The organism is Neobacillus ginsengisoli (genome assembly GCF_030813055.1).
Genome location: NZ_JAUSTW010000003.1, coordinates 377441 through 400542 on the forward strand (window position 1 = coordinate 377441; position 23102 = coordinate 400542).

A 23102-nucleotide genomic window follows, 5' to 3' on the forward strand; every position below is an offset into this window, starting at 1 on the left:
AGAAAAATATTCCAATACCTACATAGTATACCAGTACTATGCCCGTTTGAAACCCTCTCCTAACACCTCGGCTGCGTCCATTACTACAACAAATGCAGATGGGTCAAGGGCTTTGACCAATTGTTTCAATTTTGTGAACTCCGTCTGGTCGACAACACACATTAGCACTGGTCGTTCATGGTCAGTAAAACCACCATATGCAGATAGTTTTGTCACACCACGGTCAATTTTATTCAAAATTCCTTCGCGGATCTCTTCTTGTTTATTGGTAATGATCATAGCCGTTTTCGATCTGTTGAATCCTACCTGTACAAGATCAATTGTTTTACTTGTAACATACAAGGCAATTAACGCATACAAGCCCTTTTCAATACTAAAAACAATGGCTGCGGAAATGACAATTAATCCATCAATTAAGATGACACATGTACCAAGCGTAAATCCGGTATATTTATTGATAATCTGGGCGGCAAGGTCCGTCCCCCCCGTTGAAGCCCTCCCCCGGAAAACGATCCCTAAACCAAGTCCAACCCCGATTCCTCCAAACAAAGCACCGAGTAAAGCGTCATGGGTCCAAGGGTGAATATTTTTTGTAAATAAAACAAACATTGGTAAAAAAATCGTCCCAACCAATGTCTTTACTCCGAACTGTTTTCCAAGTAATACAACTCCTGCAATAAACAGCGGAATATTAAAAGACCACTGAACGAATGCAGGCTCCCAGCCAAGGACACTATGCAAAATGGTGCTAATTCCACTTACTCCTCCGGATGCAATTTGGTTTGGCAGCAGAAATACATTAAATGCTAATCCAATAATCGCCGAACCAATAAGAACATTTACATATTCAAGTGCAATTTCCCATTTGCTATCTGTTTGAAGTTGATCTCGTTTTCTTTTCATAATGCTATTCCCCTTATTTTACATTCTACAATTGTTTTTCGACTAACCGAAAGTGAGTATAGCATGGCATTATTTTGCTGTAAACGGCATTCAGTTGAAGCGCTAAAGGAATATAATTATTATTAGCATTTGTTTTTGCAGGCGATTTCATGAGGCTCTTGTTTAAAAAATGGCTGTTTTCGTAAACATTGTTGTCATATTCAAGTAGATAGGCTAGCTTTACTTGTAAATATGCAGCATTTATTTGCGAAAAAGCCGTTTTCATTTGCGAAAAAACCATAGTTATTTGCGAAAAGCCACAATCTTTTAGAAAAGAACCTAAAATAAAGCCTTTGCCACTTCAATCCGGCAAAGGCTTTTACACTAATTATGAAATTCTTGAACGAAGGTAGGCGTCAATAAACGGATCCAAATCACCGTCCATTACTGCATGGACATTACCGCTCTCTGTATTGGTCCTATGGTCTTTCACCATTGAATAAGGATGGAAAACGTAGGAACGGATTTGGCTGCCCCAGCCGATTTCCTTTTGCTCACCGCGAATTTCCAAAAGCTCTTTTTCCTGCCGTTCAATTTCGCGTTGGTACAGCTTCGCTTTTAGCATTTTCATTGCAGCCTCGCGGTTTTTAATTTGCGAACGCTCTGACTGGCATGTAACGACCACACCTGTTGGGGTATGGGTAATCCGGACTGCCGAATCAGTTGTGTTAATATGCTGCCCACCCGCACCGGTTGCACGATACGTATCAATTTTTAAATCCTCTGTGCGGATATCAATTTGAATTTCTTCATTAAATTCGGGCATCACTTCGCAGGATACGAAGGACGTATGACGCCGGCCTGAAGAATCGAAGGGCGATATCCGAACAAGACGGTGGACACCCTTTTCAGCCTTCAAATAACCATAAGCATTATGGCCTTTGATAGCTAAGGTAACGCTTTTTATTCCTGCTTCATCACCTGGAAGATAGTCCAGCGTCTCTACCTTAAAGCCCTTTTTCTCTGCCCAGCGGGTATACATCCGGAGCAGCATTGAGCCCCAATCTTGTGATTCCGTTCCGCCAGCACCGGGGTGAAGCTCCAAAATGGCATTATTTTTATCATACTCCTCACTTAAGAGAAGCTGAAGCTCAAACTGATTCAAGCGGCCCGTAAGCTGCTGAAGCTCCTCTTCCAGCTCAGAGCGCAATTCCTCATCATTTTCTTCTTTTACAAGCTCATAGGTTATTTCCAGATTTTCGAATGTTTCATTTAAATCATTGAACTCGTTTACTTGGTCTTTTAAGCCGTTTGCCTCACTGATGACTGTCTGCGCTGCCTGCTGATCATTCCAAAAATCAGGCTGAAGCATTTCATCATCGAGTTCAGCTATTCTGGCTTCCTTATTTTCAAGGTCAAAGAGACCCCCTAAAGTCCGCTAATCGCTTAGCTGTTTTTTCCAGTTCATTTCGGATTTCTGCTAATTCCATTTTCGTCACCTCTATAAAAATTAAAAAATTACGTCCGGTATTGTAGTTTATTCAAAAATAACGGTCAGTTCCTATCTATTATAACGGCACTGCCGATAAAAATTCAAAGTTTGACCTTTTGATGATAAACGCCTTGCTTAATCTTAGGGATATCTATTAATTTTTTTGAGTTATAAACAAATTTTCCATGGTATGCAAGAAGATTTTGTCCTTGAAAACCCGATTCAAGGTCAGTTTCCGTGCTCTCCAACAAGTTTTTGTCCTTAAGAACCCGTTTCAAGGACATCTGATGATTTATTAACAAATTCCAAAGAGATATTTTCAAATTTTGAGACTTATCTACAAATTCATTTGGGAATGAGTAATAAAAGACTGTGGATAACTGATTTCTCCTAAATATTTATCCACAATTTTCGGAATATTATCCACATATCCAGTTTGTTATCAACATTACCCCCAGAATTATCAACATTATCCAAAAAGATATTAACAAATCCACAATCAATATCCACAATTCACCGCAAAAGCAATGAAAAGAGAGTCGGCATTACACCGGCCCTCCGATTGAAAGCTAACTTTACTTCCCTGCACCGCAGCAGTTTTTGTATTTCTTACCGCTGCCGCAAATACACGGAGCGTTACGTCCTACATCTAATTGTTTTACTTTTGGTTTTTTCTTAACCGGCTCTCCGTCTTCCTTCGGATTGACCGCTTCACCTTTAGCTACCTCCTGGCGCTCAAGGTTGTTGCGGATTTCAGCTTTCATAATATACATCGATGCTTCTTCTTCAATGGACGCAACCATCGCTTCAAACATCGCAAATCCTTCATGCTGGTACTCGCGAAGCGGATCGGTTTGTCCGTACGCTCGCAAGTGGATACCTTGGCGGAGCTGGTCCATAGCATCAATATGATCTATCCATTTCGAATCAACCGCACGAAGCATAACCACTTTTTCAAATTCGCGCATTTGCTCAGGGAACAGAATTTGTTCCTTCTCCTCGTAACGTTCCTTCACCTTAGCAAAAATCGCTTCGCTCATTTCTTCTGGGTCTTTTCCTTTTAAATCATCGATGGTAATGTCACCTTCATGAAGAAGGTTCGCATTTACATACTCAATAATTCCTTGCAGGTTCCATTCTTCCTCATCCTCATGCCTTGGAGTGTGGGCATCGACATTCCGCTGGATGGTACCTAAAATCATCTTTTGGATAATGTCACGAAGATCCTCCGATTCAAGAAGCTCATCGCGCTGGGTGTAAATGATTTCACGTTGCTGACGAAGAACGTCGTCATATTGCAACAGCTGTTTACGGGCATCAAAGTTATTGCCTTCCACACGCTTTTGTGCAGACTCTACTGCTTTTGAAACCATTTTACTTTGAATCGGCTGCGAATCATCCATTCCGAGACGGGACATCATCGCCTTCATATTATCTGAACCGAATCGTCGCATCAGTTCATCTTCCATTGATAAATAGAACTGGGTAATCCCCGGGTCCCCTTGACGACCGGAACGTCCGCGAAGCTGGTTATCAATCCGTCGGCTTTCATGACGCTCTGTTCCAATTACGGCAAGTCCGCCTATCTCAACTACTCCTTCACCAAGCTTAATATCCGTACCGCGGCCGGCCATATTGGTGGCAATGGTTACTGCGCCCTGATGTCCCGCTTCCGCAATAATTTCCGCTTCACGCTCATGGTTTTTTGCATTCAACACATTGTGTCTGACACCTTTTTTCAATAAAAGCTTGGAGATAAGCTCCGACGTTTCAATGGCCACCGTACCAACCAGGACCGGCTGACCCAATTGATGGCGGTTTGCAATATCCTCGACAACCGCTCTAAACTTACCTTCCATGCTGGCATAGATTAAATCCGCACGGTCATCACGGACAATCGGTCTATTTGTTGGAATAACGATAACATTCATATTATAGATATTACGGAACTCTTCCTCTTCCGTTTTCGCTGTACCGGTCATACCTGCCAGTTTTTCATACATGCGGAAGTAGTTTTGGAAGGTAATCGTCGCCATCGTCATACTTTCATTTTGTACTTCAAGGCCTTCCTTGGCCTCAATTGCCTGATGCAAGCCTTCACTGTAGCGCCGGCCTTTCATTAAACGGCCGGTAAATTGGTCAACGATGACAATTTCGCCTTCCTGCACTACATAGTCAACATCCAAATGCATGCTGACATTTGCTTTTAGTGCCTGATTAATATGATGATTTAATGTGACATGCGAAATATCAAATAGATTTTCAATCCCGAAGGCTTTTTCAGCTTTACTTATTCCTTCTTCAGTCAGCATGACGCCTTTCGTTTTTTCATCATAAGTATAGTCTTTTTCTTTAGTCAGTGTGCGGACAAAGGCATTTGCTTGAATATATAGAACAGCGGACTTTTGTGCAGACCCGGAAATGATTAACGGTGTACGTGCTTCGTCAATTAAAATCGAGTCAACCTCGTCAATAACAGCATAAAAAAGCGGACGCTGCACTTTTTGTTCCTTATATAAGACCATGTTGTCACGCAGGTAATCGAAACCAAATTCATTGTTCGTTCCATACGTTATATCGCACGCATAGGCAGCCTGCTTTTCTTCGCTATCCATGCTGTTCAAATTCAGACCTACCGTTAAACCTAAAAATTCATACAGCTGTCCCATTTCCGTTGCGTCACGGCTTGCCAAATATTCGTTGACGGTTACAACGTGAACTCCACGGCCGGAGAGAGCATTCAAATAAACAGGCATCGTTGCTGTTAAAGTTTTACCTTCACCTGTTTTCATCTCCGAAATGTTCCCCTCGTGAAGAGAAATCCCCCCCATAAGCTGAACATGATACGGATACAAACCTAATACGCGTCGGGCACCTTCACGAACAATCGCAAACGCTTCAACGAGCAAATCATCAAGAGTTTCCCCTTTCTGATAGCGCTCCTTGAACTCCCCGGTTTTTTCACGAAGCTGATCATCTGATAACTTTTCAGTTTCCGCTGCAAGTGCTTCAATTTCATTTGCTAATTTTTCTAACCTTTTCAACTCGCGTTTATTTAAATCAAAAACTTTATTTAAAATCCCCATCATTGATATGAACGCTCCTTTTTCTCGAGACTCTAAAAAACCCTTAAAGAAGAAAGATTCGTGTTAAATGCACCGAATCCTTTCAAAATCATTCATTAATTCTTTTTTCATCTTACCACTTCCGCTATGGAGTGACAACAAAGTTAATAAGGAAGCGAAAATTGGCTAATTGGTGAAACTTATTATTTTTTTAAACTATATTCACCTACTAAAACGTGTCTGTTTCATTATGGACGTATTTTGAAGATGTGATAACCTATACCTTCAAAAAACGGATTTGCAATAAACATTCAAAAAAAAATGTATAAAACATAAAATTACTGTATAAAAATTACACACTATACCGTTTTCCACTATCTTTATATTGACATTAAAACCCAAAATAATCACCATTCCCATGTTATTTTTAGGATAAAAGTCATATTACCAAACTATGAAGAAATATTCACAAATTGTACATTGGAATATACTCTTACAATGTTAGATACTACCTTTAGAGAGGTTAATATGGAAAAAAGTAGATAGAGAATCCAAAAGAGAGGGTGAACAAATTGACCTTTTGGGGGAAGAAAAATAAAGAGACAGAACCCGAATCCAGGGAAAATAATAAAAAGCCCGGCCCGTTACGCAGACTCTGGCAAAAATTCAGGAGTATAGATTGGAAGAATCCAGTTAACCGATGGAGAGCAGCTTGGAAACGTTCAAGTATCTGATGCTGAAAAATTTAAAACGACAGGCACTTCATGGACGGCAGCTAACGAGCGTACGTTTTGTCTAAAGTGTCATAACAATACGACTGAGATTTACGGAAAGACAGGTATCTTTAATACCCTTAACTCTGCAGGGGACCCTGTTTCCGGTCACCAAGCCGGCGATACACAAGCTTGCTCCTCCTGCCATGGCGGTGCATCCCGAACAGCAATCGAAGCGGCACATGCACCTAAAAAAGCGACACCATAACAAAAACGAGAGGCATCCCCCTCTCGTTTTTTCATTTCATTTCATTAATTCTTCTTCAGCCACTCCTGAATCCCTTCAACCCTTTTCCATAAATCCAAGTGGGAATCTGTATAAATTACGGCCTCATTTTCATCGCCCCACCCATAATAATCAGGCATCTGTTTTGGCAGCCGTTTTTTCTCTGTTAAAAAGGCAACCACATATTTATTTTGCTTTTTAGCTTCTTTCAACAGTTTCTTTGCTTTTGTGGTAAAACCTTTTTCATATAGTTCGAGCAATACCTGGTTATATAATCCTTGAGCAGTTCCTTCTTCGTATTTTTCTAACAAATGTCGGGCGTTTTGAAGATCCCCTTTTTCCATATAGGAAATAAACAAGGAATAGCGAGCACCCTGATTATCATTTGGATTAAGTTCGAGCAGCTCCTCATATTGCCTGATTGCTTCTTCATTTTTTCCTAACTGATAAAGTGCCTCTCCATAATGAAATTTTGCCCGCATATACGGTCTTGTTTCAATCAGCCCCCAAAAATGGCCCTTGTTTTCTTTAAAAAAGGCTTTTCCGAGTTCTTTTTTCCCGACATTCATCCCTGTTTCATACATTCCGGCTGCTTCTTCAAGGCTGGCTGCACCTTCAGCGAGGATGAGATAGGCATCCACACAATTAGGATCAAGCTTCATTGCCTCTTTTGCCAGCTTATAGCGTTGTAATCCTTCAGCTTCAAACGCATCGTACACCAATAGCTTTGCCTGCTCTTTTTTCCCTTTCGCTGCTTTTTTAGGAGCGGGAGAATTAAGCTTTTTATTCATAAATTCATTGATTTCGTCGATGCTGTCAAAATTTTTTCCTTCTAATTCTGCCATTGCTCCGTGAAGAACACGTTCGGTTGCCATCTGTCCCTTCTGAGGATTAAACTGGACGACCGGGGATTGCTCATGTTCACCAAAATGTTCTTCATATGACATTTCGATTATCTTCGTTATTTCTTCCTCTAACACATCGTCCATTTCCCTATAAATAGCCGATACTGTCCCTACTGAAACTCCATATAGCTTGGCAATTCCTTTTTGTGTATATTCAGATTCTAAAGGGACAAATGTTGAAATCAGATAATGAAGCGCTGCTACATAAAGTTCAGGATTCTGAATCCGTTTTTGCTTTTTCTGACAAAATTGATACCAGAGAATGACGCCAATTTCCACAACCGGGATTGGCACACCAAACGACTCCAGCCTTTGTTGAAATCGATCTGCCACTTCCTTATAAACGAGCGCCGGCCACTCCATTTCCTCTGTATCAACAATCCCTCCAACCGTAGGAAGGTCACTCATAATCTCCATAAAAAAGTCTGTTAAAAACGCTTCGGGTGATTTATAACTGGCGTGTTTACTTTTAGTCCGAATAAAATCAATTGCTTGTTCCAACGATAAGTCCGGCAAATCAAACGGTGCCGGAAAGAAAACATATTTCTGCTCAAATGGTAAAAGAATACCGATAAAAAAGGAGCCTTTATTATAGTTCGTATTTAAATTCGTGACAATCGCTTTGAATTCTTCAGAGGATAGACCATCTTCAACGGTAAGTGTATTATTTTCAAGGCTGGTAATTTTCCCTACGATTGTTCTGGCATCAACCCACGAATTCAAAATCTCCTTTAGCTTTGGCCGTTTAATTTTACCGGCTTCCGCTGCAATAAATTTTTCCAGAATAGTTTCGCCATCATCCAAAGTTACAAACAAAGAATACCAGATACTGTGGATAAAATGAAAAAACTCCTCCTCCTCTTCTCCATCTGATAGTAAATACTGACGGAAATCTTCAAATGCCTCTTCGATTTCATTTTCATAATAATTGCAGGCATAATAAAGTATCCGCTTTTGCAGGTCATCAATCTCGTTTTCTAGCACCTGCGTAATCGAAACCGTATCCTTAACGCCGCAGCACTTTTTATACTTTTTTCCACTACCGCACGGACAGGCTTCATTCCTGCTTACTTTCACATTCATGCTAGCTCCCCTAACCCTATTTTAATTTATCTATGTATTTCAGCGTTCACTCCAATATAATAGTATCATTTTTGGCAGTTTGCTATAAAATATACTCTTATCTTTTTAAAAAAGGAATGGTATTGTGAAGGATTGTCCATATTGAAATCGAAAAAACGCAGCTCCGATATTTTCGGAGCTGCGTTCCTGATTTAATTAATGTGCTTCAATTAAGCCGTAGCGGCCGTCTTTCCGTTTGTAAACAACGTTGGTGCGATTGGTATCCGCATTCGTAAACACATAGAAGCTGTGACCTAGCATGTTCATTTGCAGAATCGCTTCTTCACTGTCCATTGGTTTAAGGTCGAAGCGCTTAGTACGAACAAGCTCCAGTTCGTCTTCATCTAAATCATGATGAACTTCAGTATGTTCAGAGGTTGCAAATGTAATCGGAAAATCGCCTTTTTCACGGAATTTACGGTTTACCTTTGTTTTATGCTTGCGAATTTGACGCTCAAGCTTGTCAGAAATCAAGTCAATCGCAGCATACATATCAACATTTGTTTCTTCAGCACGAAGAACAAGATGCGGCAGAGGAATGGTAACCTCTACTTTGGATGATTTATCTTGATTGAATCTTAAATTCACATTTACTTTTGCTTCAGGCGATTCAGTAAAATAGCGTTCCAATTTCGCTATTTTCTTTTCTACATAATCTCTAATTGCTGGAGTTACCTCAATGTTTTCACCACGAACGTTATAATTCATTTGTGGATTCCTCCTTTATTTAAACCTATGTAATTACATTTCTATTTTACCCTATGATAATCCTGCTAAAACAGAACAATAATTTTGTCGAATTTTTGACAAAATCATCGGGGAAATAGTGACAATGTTCTTTAGTTTACATCTGATGCTATACTTTATTTTTATTAAAAGGACAATTTACCGTTAATATACACATAGAATAGGCTACATAGATGAAAAATGAATGGGGGAGTCCAAATGGTTCATGAAGAGAGGAAAATGCTTGCATGGCATGAAACAATGGAGCTGCACGAACTGGTGGCCTTTCAATCTCTAGAGCTAATGAAATTGAAGATGTCTTTTAAAAAAGTACCGGAGCAAGAATTAAAAGAACTCTACAGAAAATGTATCCATGAGCTGGAAGCAAATCTTAACGAGCTAATAAAATTTTATCCGTCGGCCCAGGGCTATAAAGGAAGATCTGAAGAACAGAGTGAGGATTTGCGGGAGGATGCCGGCTTTTACGCCGGAAAATTGCTGTCTCTTTCAAAATCCTCGGTCCGCAATCTTGCTGCGGCGATTACCGAAACGGCCACACCCGGTTTAAGAAAAACCTTTACCAACCAATTGATTGCCGCCATTCACGGGCATGAAAGGATTTACAATTACATGCTTAAACACGGTTATTACCCGTCTTACGATTTAGGCCACTTGCTAGGTATGGATATCCATAATGCTCAAAAGGCTCTAAAGATGGAGTATTGAGGGTGGAGAGGCGGTTGGTCATGTCAACCGTCTTCTTTACTACGCAAGCATACGAGAGGTTTTCGACTAATCCGACATTTTACTACCTGGCAAGGGTTAGTGATTCAATGGATTCGGCCCCTGCCCCTTTTAACAGCTTGGCAGCATGTCGCAGCGTAGAACCGGTTGTATAAATATCGTCGATGAGAATGATCTTTTTTCCATCTAAATTCAGACTTTCACTGAGTTGGAAAACTTGAGGTAAATGAATCCGCTCTGACCTTGTTTTTTTCGATTGTTTTTCGGAATGAATTCGCGAAAGTATCGGGGATGGGGTAAGTCCTGATTCTATTAATAGGGCATGCGCCTGGTTAAATCCACGTTCATAAAGCCTCTCTTCACTTAGAGGAATGGGCACAAACAAATCGGCCTTCATTTCTTCGAGCTTTTCTCGGAAAAATTCCGCAAACACCTTTGCTAGTACATAATCTCCCCGGAATTTATACCTTGCGATGACTTCTCTTATAAAATCATTGTAGAGAAAGATTGAATTGTTTCTATTGAGATAGCCTTGCCACTCGCAGTCTCCCTCCCAACGAACGCAATCATGGCACAAATCCACGGAGCGGAATTTCTCATCTACTTGAGCAAATGGTCTGCTGCAAATCCGACACGTTTCCCCTTCAATTTTTTCAAGCTTCCCTTCGCATGTTGGACAAAGGAGATGCCTTTTTTCTTTAGAAAAAATGGCCCGCCAGCCAACAGAAGGCAAAATAATTTCATGACATAGGAGGCAACGGTCTTGGGGGAATGGGTGCATAGGCCTCAGCTCTTTTCCTTTATTTTTATGTTTCCGCGGACTTTAAGGAGAATTCCGCGATTTTCAAAAATGATTCCGCAAACTTTTGAAATGGATTCCGCACATTTTAACAACATTTCCGCCGCGTTCACCATTAATACCGCAATTCCCGGCTTCAGATTATATTTTTAGCGATTTCATACATCTATCAGCCCTTTCTCGATTCCTTCTCGATTCATGGTCACAATCTGCCTCCGTGCTTTAAGCATCTCATCAGTTTTTCCATAATGAAAAAAGGTCACTACCCCATCAGGAAAGGCTGCACTTCTTCCGGCCCTCCCCGAAATTTGGACAAGGGCACTTTCGGTAAAAATGGAATCCTCCGCTCCAACAACCGCAACATCAATATTTGGGAAAGTAACACCGCGCTCTAAGATTGTCGTCGTCAGCAATAACGGGATTTCTTTCGCACGCATTTTTTGAACCTTTTCTTTCCTGTTTGGATCTTCTGCATGGACTGCCTCGATAGTTGGAGAAAATTGGCGAAGTATAGGTAATGCTTTTTCCATGAGAGGGATATGCGGGAAAAAGATTAGTACCTGCTTATTGCTCTCGATTCGCTGTTTTATCCATTTGAGAATATTGGCTGGCAGCTTATTTTTTTGTAAAAGCTTTTGCCAGTTGCCACACCAAATAAATTGAGGAACAGGGAGCGGGTGGCGGTGGAATCTTGCAGGGATGGTGGTAAACGGCCTTTTGCCTGCCCGGCATTCCTTTTGCCATTTTTGATTCGGCGTTGCGGTGAGGTAAACCATGGACGAGACAGGCTTTCGTGCTTGGATAGCGGCATATTGCAGCGATTCTTCCACTGTATAGGGGAAGGCATCGACCTCATCCAAAATCATAGCATCGAAGGCATGGTAAAAACGAAGCAGCTGGTGGGTCGTGGCAATCGTGAGCGGCGCAAAAAGATGACGGTCCTCGCTCCCTCCGTATAGGGAAGCAACCGTTATTTTTGGAAAAGCTGCCTTTAACCTCGGAGTGAGCTCGAGAACAACATCTGTTCTCGGGGTGGCGATGCAAACTCTTTTTCCGGCAGCCAGTGCTACTTCGACCCCGGCAAACAGCACCTCCGTTTTCCCGGCACCACAGACCGCCCAGACGAGGAGTTCCTTATTTTGCTTTATTACTTCCACCACTCGATTGGAAGCAGTGGTTTGTCCTTCTGATAAATTCCCTTGCCATTCAAGAATGTTGGGAGGAAGCCCAATGTTAGGCGCTGGACCATTCCAGCCAATTAGAGGTGTGCAGGCACTGATTCTCCCCATCATCAGACAATACCGGCAATAAAGGCAGATTTCGTCACATCTTGAGCATGGAAAGGATGCAAACCAATGTGGATCCTTATTGCCGCATCGTGTGCAAATGGGCCTTTTCCCGTTGAATTCGATTCCTTTTCGGTAGGTAACATAGCCATGTTCATAATGAGTTTGGATTTCCTCGAAAGGGAGTGGAAGATCGTCAAGCAGCAGTTGTTTTCCAGTGAGGAGCTGTTGCAGTTCACGGTTAAATGCAAAGTTAAGATTTTGCTGTGGTTGAGGAATGTGAGCGATTTGTGAGATTGGTAATGAGTCGTGTTTTTGAGGAATTAATAGGTTATTTTTTAGAGAAAAGCGCATTGGGTTCCCTCTTTACATATGGTTTTTTTACAGATTTCTACATTTTTTATTAAAATTCCTGCTGGGTTTTTTGAACATTTTTTGAATGTTTGAGTTTTAGGATTGGTTGTTGTTCTGCGCATGTAGAATGGCGAATTGCTAAATTACGTTAATTAGAGTCAATAAATGTAAAAAAGGACCAGAAATCTATTTTTGATTTCTAGTCCATAAATTTGATTCATTTTCACTTATATTACTTCGTTCATCTTATCAAACAGATGAAAAATGAATTAATAAATTGCGAAGTACTCGTCAATACCGTCAGCAATTGCTTTAGCTAAAATATTTTGATAAGAATCTGTAAATGGAGGAGCGGCTTTACCTGGAGGGATGTACGCGGTACTATCCGTGACAACAGCCGTCTTCATATGAGTATGACCATCCTTATCGTTTTTCTCTACTATATGTATGGTAATTATTTTATACGAAAAATAGTTTTATTGCATTATATAAAAGAAAAGAGCACACCCCGAGGCATGCCCTTTCCTTTTTCTAAATAAGATTATCGCACTTCGACCCAGCCATTTTTGATGGCAACGACAACTGCTTGAGTGCGGTCATTGACGTTCATTTTTTGCAAAATATTGCTGACATGATTTTTGACGGTTTTTTCGCTGATAAATAAGGCTTCGCCGATACCGCGATTGCTTTTTCCATCTGCAAGCATTTGCAGGACTTCGCATTCGCGGCGGGTTAGCAAATGCAACGGGCGGCGGATTTCGACTGTTGGTATATAGGTGCCGCCGCGGGTACGTCCCACAGTTAGTCTACGATATTCGTTGACTAGATTATGAGTAACCTTTGGATGAAGGTAAGAACCGCCATCGGCAACAACTTTGACAGCATCTATCAAGGCATCTGCGTCCATTTCTTTTAGGAGATAGCCTCTTGCACCGGTTTGCAGAGCATGTGTCACATAATTTTCATCATCGTGAATCGATAAAATGATAATCTTAGTATCCGGGTATTGTTCTACCAGCTCGCGTGTGGCCTCGACGCCATTCATTTCAGGCATATTAATATCCATAATAACAACATCAGGGTTGTAAGATTTCACAATGTTTACCGCTTCGCTTCCATCATCACCTTCAGCAACGACCTGGAATGTTTTTTCAAACTCAAGGATTCGTTTGACCCCTTCTCTGAATAGTTGATGGTCATCAATAATCGCAATTTTCGTATTCATTTTCTTCGCCCCCTTAATCCTTCTAAATTCGGTTTCTTCATCATAAGTAGATTCGATTTCTTCATTATAAGTAGATTTAAGTAGATTTAAGTAGATTCGACAAGTTGGTTAGTCGATTAATGGAACACGAATACTAACAACGGTTCCCTTACCAATTTTTGAATCAATGGTAATTTCGCCATCCAGCAAATCGACACGTTCTTTCATTCCGATAATACCGAAGGACTCAGGCTTTTTATCCTGGATATTAAAGCCCGCGCCATTATCTTTGATTACAACGGAGATGGCTGATTTTGTCATTTCCAGCCTGACCCTAATCTCGCAGGCGTTGGCATGTTTAAGCGCATTTTGCACCGATTCCTGAATCATTCGAAACAGGGCAACCTCATATTTGGCCGGAAGTCTCCGTTCCAATCCAATATTTACAAATTCAATTCTGGAGTGGTTATGATATTCTTCGATTGTTTGTAAATATTTTCTGAGGGTAGGAACGAGACCTAAGTCATCTAAGGCCATAGGCCGTAAGTCGTAAATGATTCTGCGCACCTCGTAGAGAGCGGAACGGACCATTTTTTTGTATCTGTGTACTTCCGTAAATGCCTCTTCGGCTCCTTTCTCGCGATAAACTCGCTCGATTAGATCAGAGCGCATGATAACGTTGGCAAGCATTTGCGCAGGGCCATCGTGAATCTCACGCGACAGCCGCTTTCGCTCTTCTTCCTGTGCCTCGATAATTTTCAAGCCAAAATCCTGCTTGGCTTTGGCATCTTTTAAAACTGCACCCATTTGTTTTAAATCACTCATTAAATAATTCATGACCACCGAGATTTGTGAAATCAGATGCTCAGCACGATCAATCGTTTCATCCAATCCCAGCAGCCTGCGCTCAAGGTCATCTCTTTTATCGCGAAGCTGTTCCTCAAACTGTCTGTTAATAGACAGATCCATTTGAAGCTGATGTGCTTTTTCATATGCTTCGCGAACCTCTGCTTCAGAATATTGTTTGAAATTCTTGCTAACTTCGGACAGTCTTATTCTTGCTTGTTGAACTTGCCCGACAAGCTCGTCTCCTTCAGCCATGATTTTACCGGCCATTTGCTTCACATATAATAATTCATTGGTTATTTTTTCGTAGTCCTGTCGGCAATTCTCGCCAATCCGAAAGATATCGTTTTTACTGCAGGTTACAGTTTCCAACATTTCTTCCCGAATTTCATCAATCGATTTTACATTTACATTCTTAATTTTCATGTAGATTCCTCCAGGACCGCTTACCCTTCAGGTCTTTTTACATATTTTAACTTGAATTATTATACTATACTAATCTGTGAGTTAAAATAAAGACTAATCTCTCAAAATTCGATAAAAAGTAGTATAATTAGGAATACTAATTCTAAACCTTATTTACTATTAAACTACACTCATTTGAAAAAAAATAGCATTTTACACTTACAAATATGTCTTATTATAACATGTGAATTTTACTGCCATATTAAAGTTATATTACATCAATATTTTAGAAAATGACAAAAAGTGATAGAAGAGAATCTGATTCGGCAGGAAGGTGCGACCATTGCGAACGCGATACATGACAGTAAAAGAGTATGGAGAGCATGAAATTACGATCCAAAAATCCCGCTTTATCGCTCAAATCAAGCGGGCAGAAACAGAAAATGAGGCACAGGAATTCATCCAATCAATTAAGAAAAAACATTGGAATGCCACCCATAATTGTTCCGCCTATATCATTGGAGAACAGGATCAAATTCAAAAAGCGAATGATGATGGTGAGCCAAGCGGAACGGCCGGTGTTCCGATCCTTGAGGTGTTAAAAAAAAGAAACCTGAAAGATACCGTGGTCGTCATTACCCGCTACTTTGGCGGGATTAAATTAGGGGCAGGCGGACTAATCCGCGCTTATGGGAAATCGACCTCAGAGGGACTCGATGCAGTCGGGATTGTTGAACGGAGGCTCGTTCAAATCATGCATGTGAAAATTGATTACACGTGGCTGGGGAAAATTGAGAGAGAGCTGCGGCCCTCCGACTATAAAATTAAAGATATTCACTATCTGGATACCGTTGAGATTGAGGCCTGTGTTGATGAGAATCTGGTTTCATCGTTTACCGATTGGATGGTCGAACAAACAAATGGACAATGTACCATTCAAAAAGGCGATACCGTATATCTTGAAGAAGACATTTAAATAAGCAAAAAGGGGCTCTACTCGAGACCCTTTTTGCTATAATCTGTTTTTAACAGTATTAATTTTCAGCATTCGCATGATTTTTAATAATGGGTGAAAGTCTTTTCCCATCAGACCGATTTTTTCAGCGATAAGTTCCATGAATAAAATTAACACAGCGATTAGGAAAAAAGCGCCGCCGATTCTGGCTTGTGAATAAATCACTGCTACCAATCCAAAAAAAGCTGCCATTGCGTAAATCAACAAAACCGTTTGTCCGTGGGAAAATCCAAGTCGGAGCATGCAGTGATGCAGATGGGATTTATCCGGTGCTGACAAAGGCTGTTTGTTAATAATTCTCCGGAGGATGGCAAAAATCGTATCTGAAATGGGTACTCCGAGGATGATCACCGGAACGATAAACGAAATAAAGGTTACATTTTTATATCCGAGTAATGAGAGGACGGAAATGATAAACCCTAAAAACAATGCTCCGGTATCGCCCATAAAGATACTGGCTGGATGAAAGTTATAGATCAAAAAGCCAAGTGTACTGGCCAAAACAATCGACCCTACCATTACTACGTAAAGATTCCCCTGGATAATAGCCATTCCCGATATCGTTATTAGTGCAATCGAGGAGACCCCTGCTGCAAGCCCATCAAGACCATCGATTAAATTAATGGCGTTTGTAATTCCGACTATCCAAAGAATAGTAAAAGGAATACTTAGTAAGCCAAATTCCAACTGTCCTCCAAAGGGCAAATTAATAAATACCACTTGAATGTCACCTAAAAAAACGACCGTTAATGCAGCGGCTAATTGACCGAATAGCTTATATTTTGCAGGCAATTCAAACAGATCATCACAAAAGCCTGTTATGACAATGATAAGACTTCCAAGCAAAATTGCTAATGAGGAAGGATTTTCAGGCTGTATTATCATGATGCCGGCGATAAAGCTAATAAAAATAGCTAATCCTCCAAGCCGCGGCATGATGGATTGGTGGACTTTGCGCTTATTTGGCCTGTCCGTTGCACCAATTAAGAAGGCTAATTTTTTTATAAGTGGAGTTATAAGAATGGAGATGGCAAAACATACTATCAAGGCAAGATAAATCATAAAACTCCTCCTCGATAGTATCTTGTCCATTAAAATCAAAACAAAAACAAATAATTAGTAGTAAAAATCGGAAATTTATTTTTTCGGTTTTTAACTTGAATTTTCTAAAAATAAAGAGGTAATCCACAATGGAATTACCTCTTACGCTTGCGATTTTTATTTAACCCAAGTCCCGTCTTTACCTAATTTGTATTTTCCGATAACAGTGTTAGCAGCCATACTTCCATCATTATATAAGAAGTACCACTTATTTCCTACTTGTACCCAACCGGTTTTCATTTCTCCGGTTGCCCCAAGGAAGTACCACTTGTTACCTGTTTTCACCCAGGTGTTTGTTGTCATTTCACCTGCTGCATTCATGTAGTACCATTTGGTACCTGATTTCACCCAACTGCTCGCTTTCATTTCGCCGGAGGCCACAAGGTAGTACCACTTGTTTTTATTGCTTACCCAGCCGATTTTCATATCGCCGTTTTTAAGATCCAAGTAATACCATTTTTTACCTTCTTTAAACCAACCCGTTTGCATAGCACCGTCTTCATCTAAATGGTACCATTTTCCATCAACCTTAACCCAGCCGGTTTGCATGATACCTTCTTTGTTGAAGTAATACCAATAGCCGTCATCATCATGAAGCCATTTGTTTGTAATAAACGCTTCTGTTTTAGGGTCAACGTATTTCCAAACACCATTGCCCTCCTCGTTATCAACCCAGATCCATCCGGTTTCAACGACAACTTGGATATCAAAGGATTTGGTGTTACCGGCTTTATCCGTGATGGTAAGAGTGATAACTGTGCCTTTTGCATATGTTTTGTTCATGTCGATTTCGAAATAACCATCTTTGTCAGCGGTTACTTGTCCAAGAACTTGTTCGCCAACCTTAGCAACAACTTTCGCAAATGGTTCTGTCGTTCCATAAACATAATCGTCGCGGTCGGTTACTTCAACCTCCGGTTGATCAACTTTTGAATCCTGAATAATACGCCCTTCAATTTTGGCACTTACCGGTTGTTTTAATGAACTGAAATATTGGATAAATCCATCTAAATCAACCACATTCGTTACACGGTTTTTACCGGATTTAAGGATTGTAAAGCCATCGCCGCCATCTGCCATAAAGTTGTTTACGGTGATGGTGTAATCAGCAGTCGGATTAATCGGCGTTCCATTATCAAGATAAATATCTAAAACTTTACTTCCATATGGTTTATTATCATTCCAAGTGTAACGCAGACCGGAAATTGCCATGATCTTGTTATAGCTTGGCGGTGCTTGGAATTGTTGATTTAATAAGGTTCTGATTTGATCACCGGTAATGGTCATGGTGACTAAATCGTTACCGAATGGCTGAACCTTAAACAGATCTCCCCAGGTGATTGTACCTTGCGGAAGCGGGTTACGGATACCGCCTGAGTTCATGAATCCTAATTGTGTACCTGTAACAGCACGCATACCGTCAGCGATTAAGTTACCAAGTGCAGATTCACCGGAATCATTTGCAACATTCGTGATTGGAGCAGAAGTTGCACCAACTACTTTGCTGACAACTGGTTTGATATCTTCTTGGTAGCCGTCAAGTTCTTTCTTGATCGTTGCATCAGGAGTGATTTTGCTGTGAAGTGTATCAACAACTTCAGCTTTTTCATTAATGATATCCTGAGTCACTGGATCAATCGTTAAATCGATATCAGAGAATGCAGTACCATAGGACCAAGATTGTACTAAAAGCTTACCGTTAACAGTTGTATTTAAGTATTTATGGTCATGTGCACCATAGATAACATCAACTGAAGGGTCAATCGCTTTGGCCATGTCAACTAATTTACCGGTTGCACCGGTACCGTCTGTTTTGGACGAACCGGGATCATGGGCAAGAACGACAATCGTTTTAACGCCTTGATCTGTTAACACTTTTGAATACTTGTTAATCGCTTCAACTTCATCAGTAAATTTAACTCCTGCAGTACCGCTTGGAGTAACGATTGTCGGAGTTTCAGTTGTTACAACGCCGATGAAGCCGATTTTCATGCCTTCCACTTCTTTAACGGCATATGGAGGTAAAATTGGTTCATTTGTTTTCTCGTCAACTACGTTTGCAACCACATAATTCATGGTTGAACCGGTAAATTTACCATATTTCGCTTCATATTGAGAGGTTTTCGGATTATCTCCGCCATAAATTAAGCGCTTCATTTCAGTAACGCCTTCGTCAAATTCATGGTTACCGATTGTACCTACGTCAAAACCAAGTTCATTCATAAAACGAATCGTCGGCTCGTCTTGTAATAAAGCAGATACCGGCGGGCTGGCTCCAACAAGGTCACCGGCTTGAACCATAAGGGTATTGGCAGGGTTAGTTGCTTCTCTTTGTTTTAAGTATGCAGCTAAATATTCAATACCGCCTGAGTAATCAATAATTTTTTTATTGCTATCTGTAATAGCTCTCCAAGTGTCAAGCTGACCGTGGAAATCATTGATACCAAGTAATTGCACATGTACGTTTTGATCCAAAGAGTATTGTTCAAAACCGGAGCCGTCTGCTAATGGAGCAACAGCTTTAACATTTGGGACAGATGTTAGCACATCTTTTGCAGCCGGTGATGATTTAAATGTTAGGGTTTTTGCCACTCCTCCAACGGGAGCAATTTTCCAGTTATTATCGGCTGACGGATTAACGACTTTCTTATCCTTAATATAATCCATCAAGATTTGACGGTTTTCATATGGAGAATCGACAACGATTGTTGCTTTTCCGCCCCTTGTTCCAGGGAAGTTACCGCCGCCGCTTGCACGGTAGTTATTGGTAGCAACGATGAATTTTTGATCAGGGTCAATCGGATTACCCTTCATATCTGTGAAGTGGATAATGCGATGAGCATCTGCATTAGACACATCACCCGTTAAGAAATTGTATCTCGCCGGTTGAGTAACATCGACTTGATACTTAATTCCGTCAATGACATCGAAGTTATATGGCTGGAAGTTATAATTGATTAGCTCCTGTGCATTTGCATTGTTAGAATCGATTTGGTTGAATTGAGATGCAGACATTTCTAGCCATTCTTTTACCTCAGCACCTGTTAATTCAACTGCTTTTAACGTATTGTTGTACAAATAAAGATCATTGGCGCTCTTAATAGAAAGGTCACCTTTTACGATATTTGTATAATCACCCGCTCCCTGGCGGCCCGCTTTGAATGGAGCTCCCGCAGAAATAACAGGAATATCGGCTAAATCAGGTTTATTCGTCTTAATCCAATTTTTCACGTAATCAGTTTGAGCATTGTTAACGATTTGTATCGTCGGGTCATCCATTACCCTTGAAAAATAGCTATTCATTGGCGCCGTTGTTTCACCAATTTTCCCACGAACATAGGCAAGTGTTGCTTCATGCTCAGTTTTTACTTCATTGACAATCGTATCATCCACAGCAGTTGTTGCAGTTACCGGCATGTCAACAGATTTTGATGCAGCTTTATCTGCTTTCCACGTTCCATCTGCTTGCTGTACTAATGCTAAATCAAGAACACCCAGATTATTACCCCAAAATCCCGCTTCAACTGCAGGTGTACCGTTTATAGTACCTTTAGTGTTATCAAGGCCCGGTAAGTCCGGGTTCTCAACCTTCCCGACTTGGTGGAATTCTTTGCCTCCCGGGAACGCTAAGTGAGCATGTCCAAATAGAAGGGCATCGATTCCATCTACTTTACTTAAAGAAAATACTGCATTTTCAGCATCCTGTTGTCCTTCATTCGTAACGTCACAACCGGAATGGGCAATGGCAACAATAACTTGGGCACCATTGGCTTTCATTTCTGCAATATATTTGTTAGCAGTTTGAACAATATCTTTTACGATAACCTTTCCTTCCAGGTTATCTTTATCCCATTGCAGGATTTGAGGAGGAGCGAATCCGATTACCCCAACCTTAACGGTTTGCTCAACACCATCTTTATCTTTAAACTTTTTATCAAGGATTTGATATGGAGTGAAATAGTTTTTATCATTATTAGGATTGCCATCATGATCGTCCACATAAATGTTGGCGTTTACAAAAGGATACGGAGCATTTTTTAATGCCGTATTAAGGTAGCCTAATCCATAGTTAAATTCATGGTTTCCTACAATACCTGCATCATACTTTAATAGCTTCATAGCCTTAAACATTGGATGGACATCATTTTCAGTTAAAGGTTTAACTTTTGCTACATAATCTGCCATAGGGTTACCCTGTAACAAATCACCGGCATCAAACAGCATGGAGTTGGATGGATCCACCTCAGATCTTGCTTGTTGAATTAAGGTTGCCGTCTTTGATAAACCATAGTTAATCCCTTTGTCCGTATCTTGATAATAATCATAGGCCATCACAGCATCGTGTAGGTCTGTCGTTTCTAAAATACGCAATTTAGCAGTATTTCCTGCTGTAGCCGTTGTCCCTGCTGCTTTTGCAGTCTGTGGAAAAATATTCATCGGCACAATAGTAAGTGCTAGCGCAACCGCTATAGAACCATTAAACAAACGTCTTTTAATGCTTCTCTTTATCTTTCTCTTCACACTTTTTCCGCCCTTCGACAAAAATTTGTATTGTAAGATTATTCTACTAGGTATTTTTGTAGATTGATAGCCAATTCTGTGAAATTTTTGTTTATTTTTAATGCGTATTTAATGTATTTTTAATATTTCTATGTATCTTTTAATTTTTTATAAAAAAAAAGCCTATGGAATTAATCCCCATAGGCTTTCTATTATTATATTAATTATTGTTTTTCATATTAATAGGCTTTATACCCTTCATGAAATTCAATAGCGGTTTATAGTCTTCACGAATTAAGCCGATTTTTTCAACAATGATTTCAATTGCGATTAATAGCGTTAAAATCACAATCATTGAACCCCAAACAGTCGCTTGTGAGAAGATGAACGCAACCAAACCGAACACTGTACTCATCGCATAAATAAGTAGCACGGTTTGTCGGTGTGAAAATCCGGTTCTTAGCAAGCAGTGATGAAGATGGGATTTGTCAGGAGCCGATAACGGCTGCTTGTTCACCAAGCGGCGAATGATCGCAAAGAATGTATCCGAAATTGGTACACCCAGAATAATGACCGGGATAATTAACGAGATAAAGGTTACATTTTTATAACCTAAAAGTGATAAGACCCCAATCATAAACCCTAAGAACAGTGCTCCCGTGTCACCCATAAAGATCTTGGCCGGATGGAAGTTGTATAGAAGGAAGCCTGCTGTACTTGCAGCTAAAATTAACGCCATAACAGAAACATACATATTACCTTGAATAATAGACATTCCAGCGATTGTCAATAGAGCGATTGTAGAAACTCCTCCAGCTAATCCATCTAAACCATCTATCAAATTAATAGCATTTGTAATGCCTATGATCCAAATCATTGTAAGTGGAATACTTAAGAATCCAAATTCAATTTTACCGCCAAATGGCAGGTTAATAAAATCAACATTTAAATTTCCCCAGATAACGACAACAGCTGCTGCGGCTACTTGACCTGCTAACTTTAATTTAGGAGAAATTTCTTTCACATCATCTAACATACCTGTCAAGACAATGATGATTCCTCCGATAAGGATTGGTAGATGGTATTCACCATCCGGATTGTTAATCAAGACACCAATGAGAAAACTTAAAAATATCGCCAAGCCGCCTAATCTAGGCATTATTTTTACGTGAACCTTTCGATGGTTCGGTTTATCTGTAGCTCCAATTTTAAAAGCTAGTTTTTTAACTAATGGGGTGAGGAGTATTGCCGCAAAAAAACAGATGACTAGAGTTAGATAAAACATACAGCCCTCCATGGTAACTTATCCTATTGTTTCATAACTGGATATTTTTTTGGAATTTTTTTATATGAATCAATGAATCTTCATGACAAACTATCCTAATGGATTATAGCATAGACGATTCTAGAAATAAACTATCTTTTTCTACAACTATTTTCCATTTTTATTTACTAAATATGTCCCGGACTGCCGGAAATCATGATATTTATTGGCTTTTCAGCAATGGCAAAGTCTTTCTTCTCCCCGTAGATTTTTCACAAAATAGACAAATTCCTTACAGGCAACACCTCAAAATTCCCGTTTAACGTCGAATCATGTTCCACTTTTAATGACGTATGGTATCAAGAAAAGTTTCACTGTATTTTAAAGAAAACA

General features: G+C 40.2%; 16 protein-coding genes. 2 read left to right on the top strand and 14 right to left on the bottom strand.

All coding sequences use genetic code 11. From position 1 onward, the window contains the following. Nucleotides 1-36: 36 nt before the first annotated feature. From J2S10_RS10970 to hpf, 6 genes are all read right to left on the bottom strand, one after another. The gene (locus tag J2S10_RS10970) at nucleotides 37-903 is read right to left on the bottom strand and encodes a YitT family protein (protein WP_307407549.1); all 867 of its coding nucleotides are present in this window, start codon (nucleotides 901-903) and stop codon (nucleotides 37-39) included. 367 nt (nucleotides 904-1270) lie between these two features. Beyond that, nucleotides 1271-2372 (bottom strand): peptide chain release factor 2 gene (prfB, locus tag J2S10_RS10975; protein ID WP_307407551.1). Its coding sequence is split into 2 segments (ribosomal slippage): nucleotides 1271-2299 and nucleotides 2301-2372, totalling 1101 coding nucleotides; the frame shifts between segments, so codons are not numbered across the junction. 577 nt (nucleotides 2373-2949) lie between these two features. After that, nucleotides 2950-5463 carry a preprotein translocase subunit SecA gene (gene secA / locus J2S10_RS10980; RefSeq protein ID WP_307407553.1) on the bottom strand — a complete coding sequence of 838 codons (2514 nt, stop codon included), beginning with the start codon at nucleotides 5461-5463 and terminating at the stop codon, nucleotides 2950-2952. Between the two features lie 857 nt (nucleotides 5464-6320). Continuing rightward, the gene (locus J2S10_RS10985; RefSeq protein ID WP_307407554.1) at nucleotides 6321-6455 is read right to left on the bottom strand and encodes a hypothetical protein; all 135 of its coding nucleotides are present in this window, start codon (nucleotides 6453-6455) and stop codon (nucleotides 6321-6323) included. A 9-nt stretch (nucleotides 6456-6464) separates the two neighbouring features. Beyond that, nucleotides 6465-8426, bottom strand: a complete 1962-nt coding sequence (locus J2S10_RS10990; protein ID WP_307407556.1) for an SEC-C metal-binding domain-containing protein — start codon at nucleotides 8424-8426, stop codon at nucleotides 6465-6467. A gap of 195 nt (nucleotides 8427-8621) precedes the next feature. Then, nucleotides 8622-9173, bottom strand: coding sequence for a ribosome hibernation-promoting factor, HPF/YfiA family (hpf, locus tag J2S10_RS10995; protein ID WP_307407557.1), 552 nt, complete (start codon nucleotides 9171-9173; stop codon nucleotides 8622-8624). Nucleotides 9174-9410: 237 nt separating this feature from the next. Between hpf and J2S10_RS11000 the strand changes: the two genes are divergently transcribed. Then, nucleotides 9411-9917: a spore coat protein gene (locus J2S10_RS11000; protein WP_307407560.1), complete on the top strand. Its 507-nt coding sequence runs from the start codon at nucleotides 9411-9413 to the stop codon at nucleotides 9915-9917. An 82-nt stretch (nucleotides 9918-9999) separates the two neighbouring features. Here J2S10_RS11000 and J2S10_RS11005 read toward each other — a convergent pair whose 3' ends face one another. The 5 genes from J2S10_RS11005 to J2S10_RS11025 all read right to left on the bottom strand — a co-directional run bounded on the left by J2S10_RS11005 (nucleotide 10000) and on the right by J2S10_RS11025 (nucleotide 14850). Continuing rightward, nucleotides 10000-10716 carry a ComF family protein gene (locus J2S10_RS11005; RefSeq protein WP_307407562.1) on the bottom strand — a complete coding sequence of 239 codons (717 nt, stop codon included), beginning with the start codon at nucleotides 10714-10716 and terminating at the stop codon, nucleotides 10000-10002. A 176-nt stretch (nucleotides 10717-10892) separates the two neighbouring features. Further along, entirely contained in the window at nucleotides 10893-12374 is a 1482-nt protein-coding gene (locus tag J2S10_RS11010; RefSeq protein ID WP_307407564.1) for a DEAD/DEAH box helicase, read from the bottom strand. Between the two features lie 269 nt (nucleotides 12375-12643). Further along, on the bottom strand, nucleotides 12644-12781 hold the full coding sequence (locus J2S10_RS11015; RefSeq protein WP_307407567.1) for a hypothetical protein: 138 nt from the start codon (nucleotides 12779-12781) through the stop codon (nucleotides 12644-12646). A 134-nt stretch (nucleotides 12782-12915) separates the two neighbouring features. Next, the gene (locus tag J2S10_RS11020) at nucleotides 12916-13599 is read right to left on the bottom strand and encodes a response regulator transcription factor (RefSeq protein WP_307407569.1); all 684 of its coding nucleotides are present in this window, start codon (nucleotides 13597-13599) and stop codon (nucleotides 12916-12918) included. 108 nt (nucleotides 13600-13707) lie between these two features. Continuing rightward, a complete protein-coding gene (locus J2S10_RS11025; protein WP_307407571.1) occupies nucleotides 13708-14850 on the bottom strand; it encodes a sensor histidine kinase in 1143 nt (380 codons plus the stop codon). A 322-nt stretch (nucleotides 14851-15172) separates the two neighbouring features. Between J2S10_RS11025 and J2S10_RS11030 the strand changes: the two genes are divergently transcribed. Next, entirely contained in the window at nucleotides 15173-15805 is a 633-nt protein-coding gene (locus tag J2S10_RS11030) for a YigZ family protein (protein WP_307407573.1), read from the top strand. Nucleotides 15806-15841: 36 nt separating this feature from the next. Here the strand turns inward: J2S10_RS11030 and J2S10_RS11035 are convergent, their stop codons facing one another. From J2S10_RS11035 to J2S10_RS11045, 3 genes are all read right to left on the bottom strand, one after another. Next, nucleotides 15842-16906: a glycosyltransferase family 4 protein gene (locus J2S10_RS11035; RefSeq protein ID WP_307407575.1), complete on the bottom strand. Its 1065-nt coding sequence runs from the start codon at nucleotides 16904-16906 to the stop codon at nucleotides 15842-15844. A 156-nt stretch (nucleotides 16907-17062) separates the two neighbouring features. Beyond that, the gene (locus J2S10_RS11040) at nucleotides 17063-21466 is read right to left on the bottom strand and encodes a bifunctional 2',3'-cyclic-nucleotide 2'-phosphodiesterase/3'-nucleotidase (RefSeq protein ID WP_307407578.1); all 4404 of its coding nucleotides are present in this window, start codon (nucleotides 21464-21466) and stop codon (nucleotides 17063-17065) included. 199 nt (nucleotides 21467-21665) lie between these two features. Next, nucleotides 21666-22730 (bottom strand): glycosyltransferase family 4 protein, encoded by a 1065-nt coding sequence (locus J2S10_RS11045; protein ID WP_307407581.1) that lies wholly within the window; start codon nucleotides 22728-22730, stop codon nucleotides 21666-21668. Nucleotides 22731-23102 lie beyond the last annotated feature (372 nt).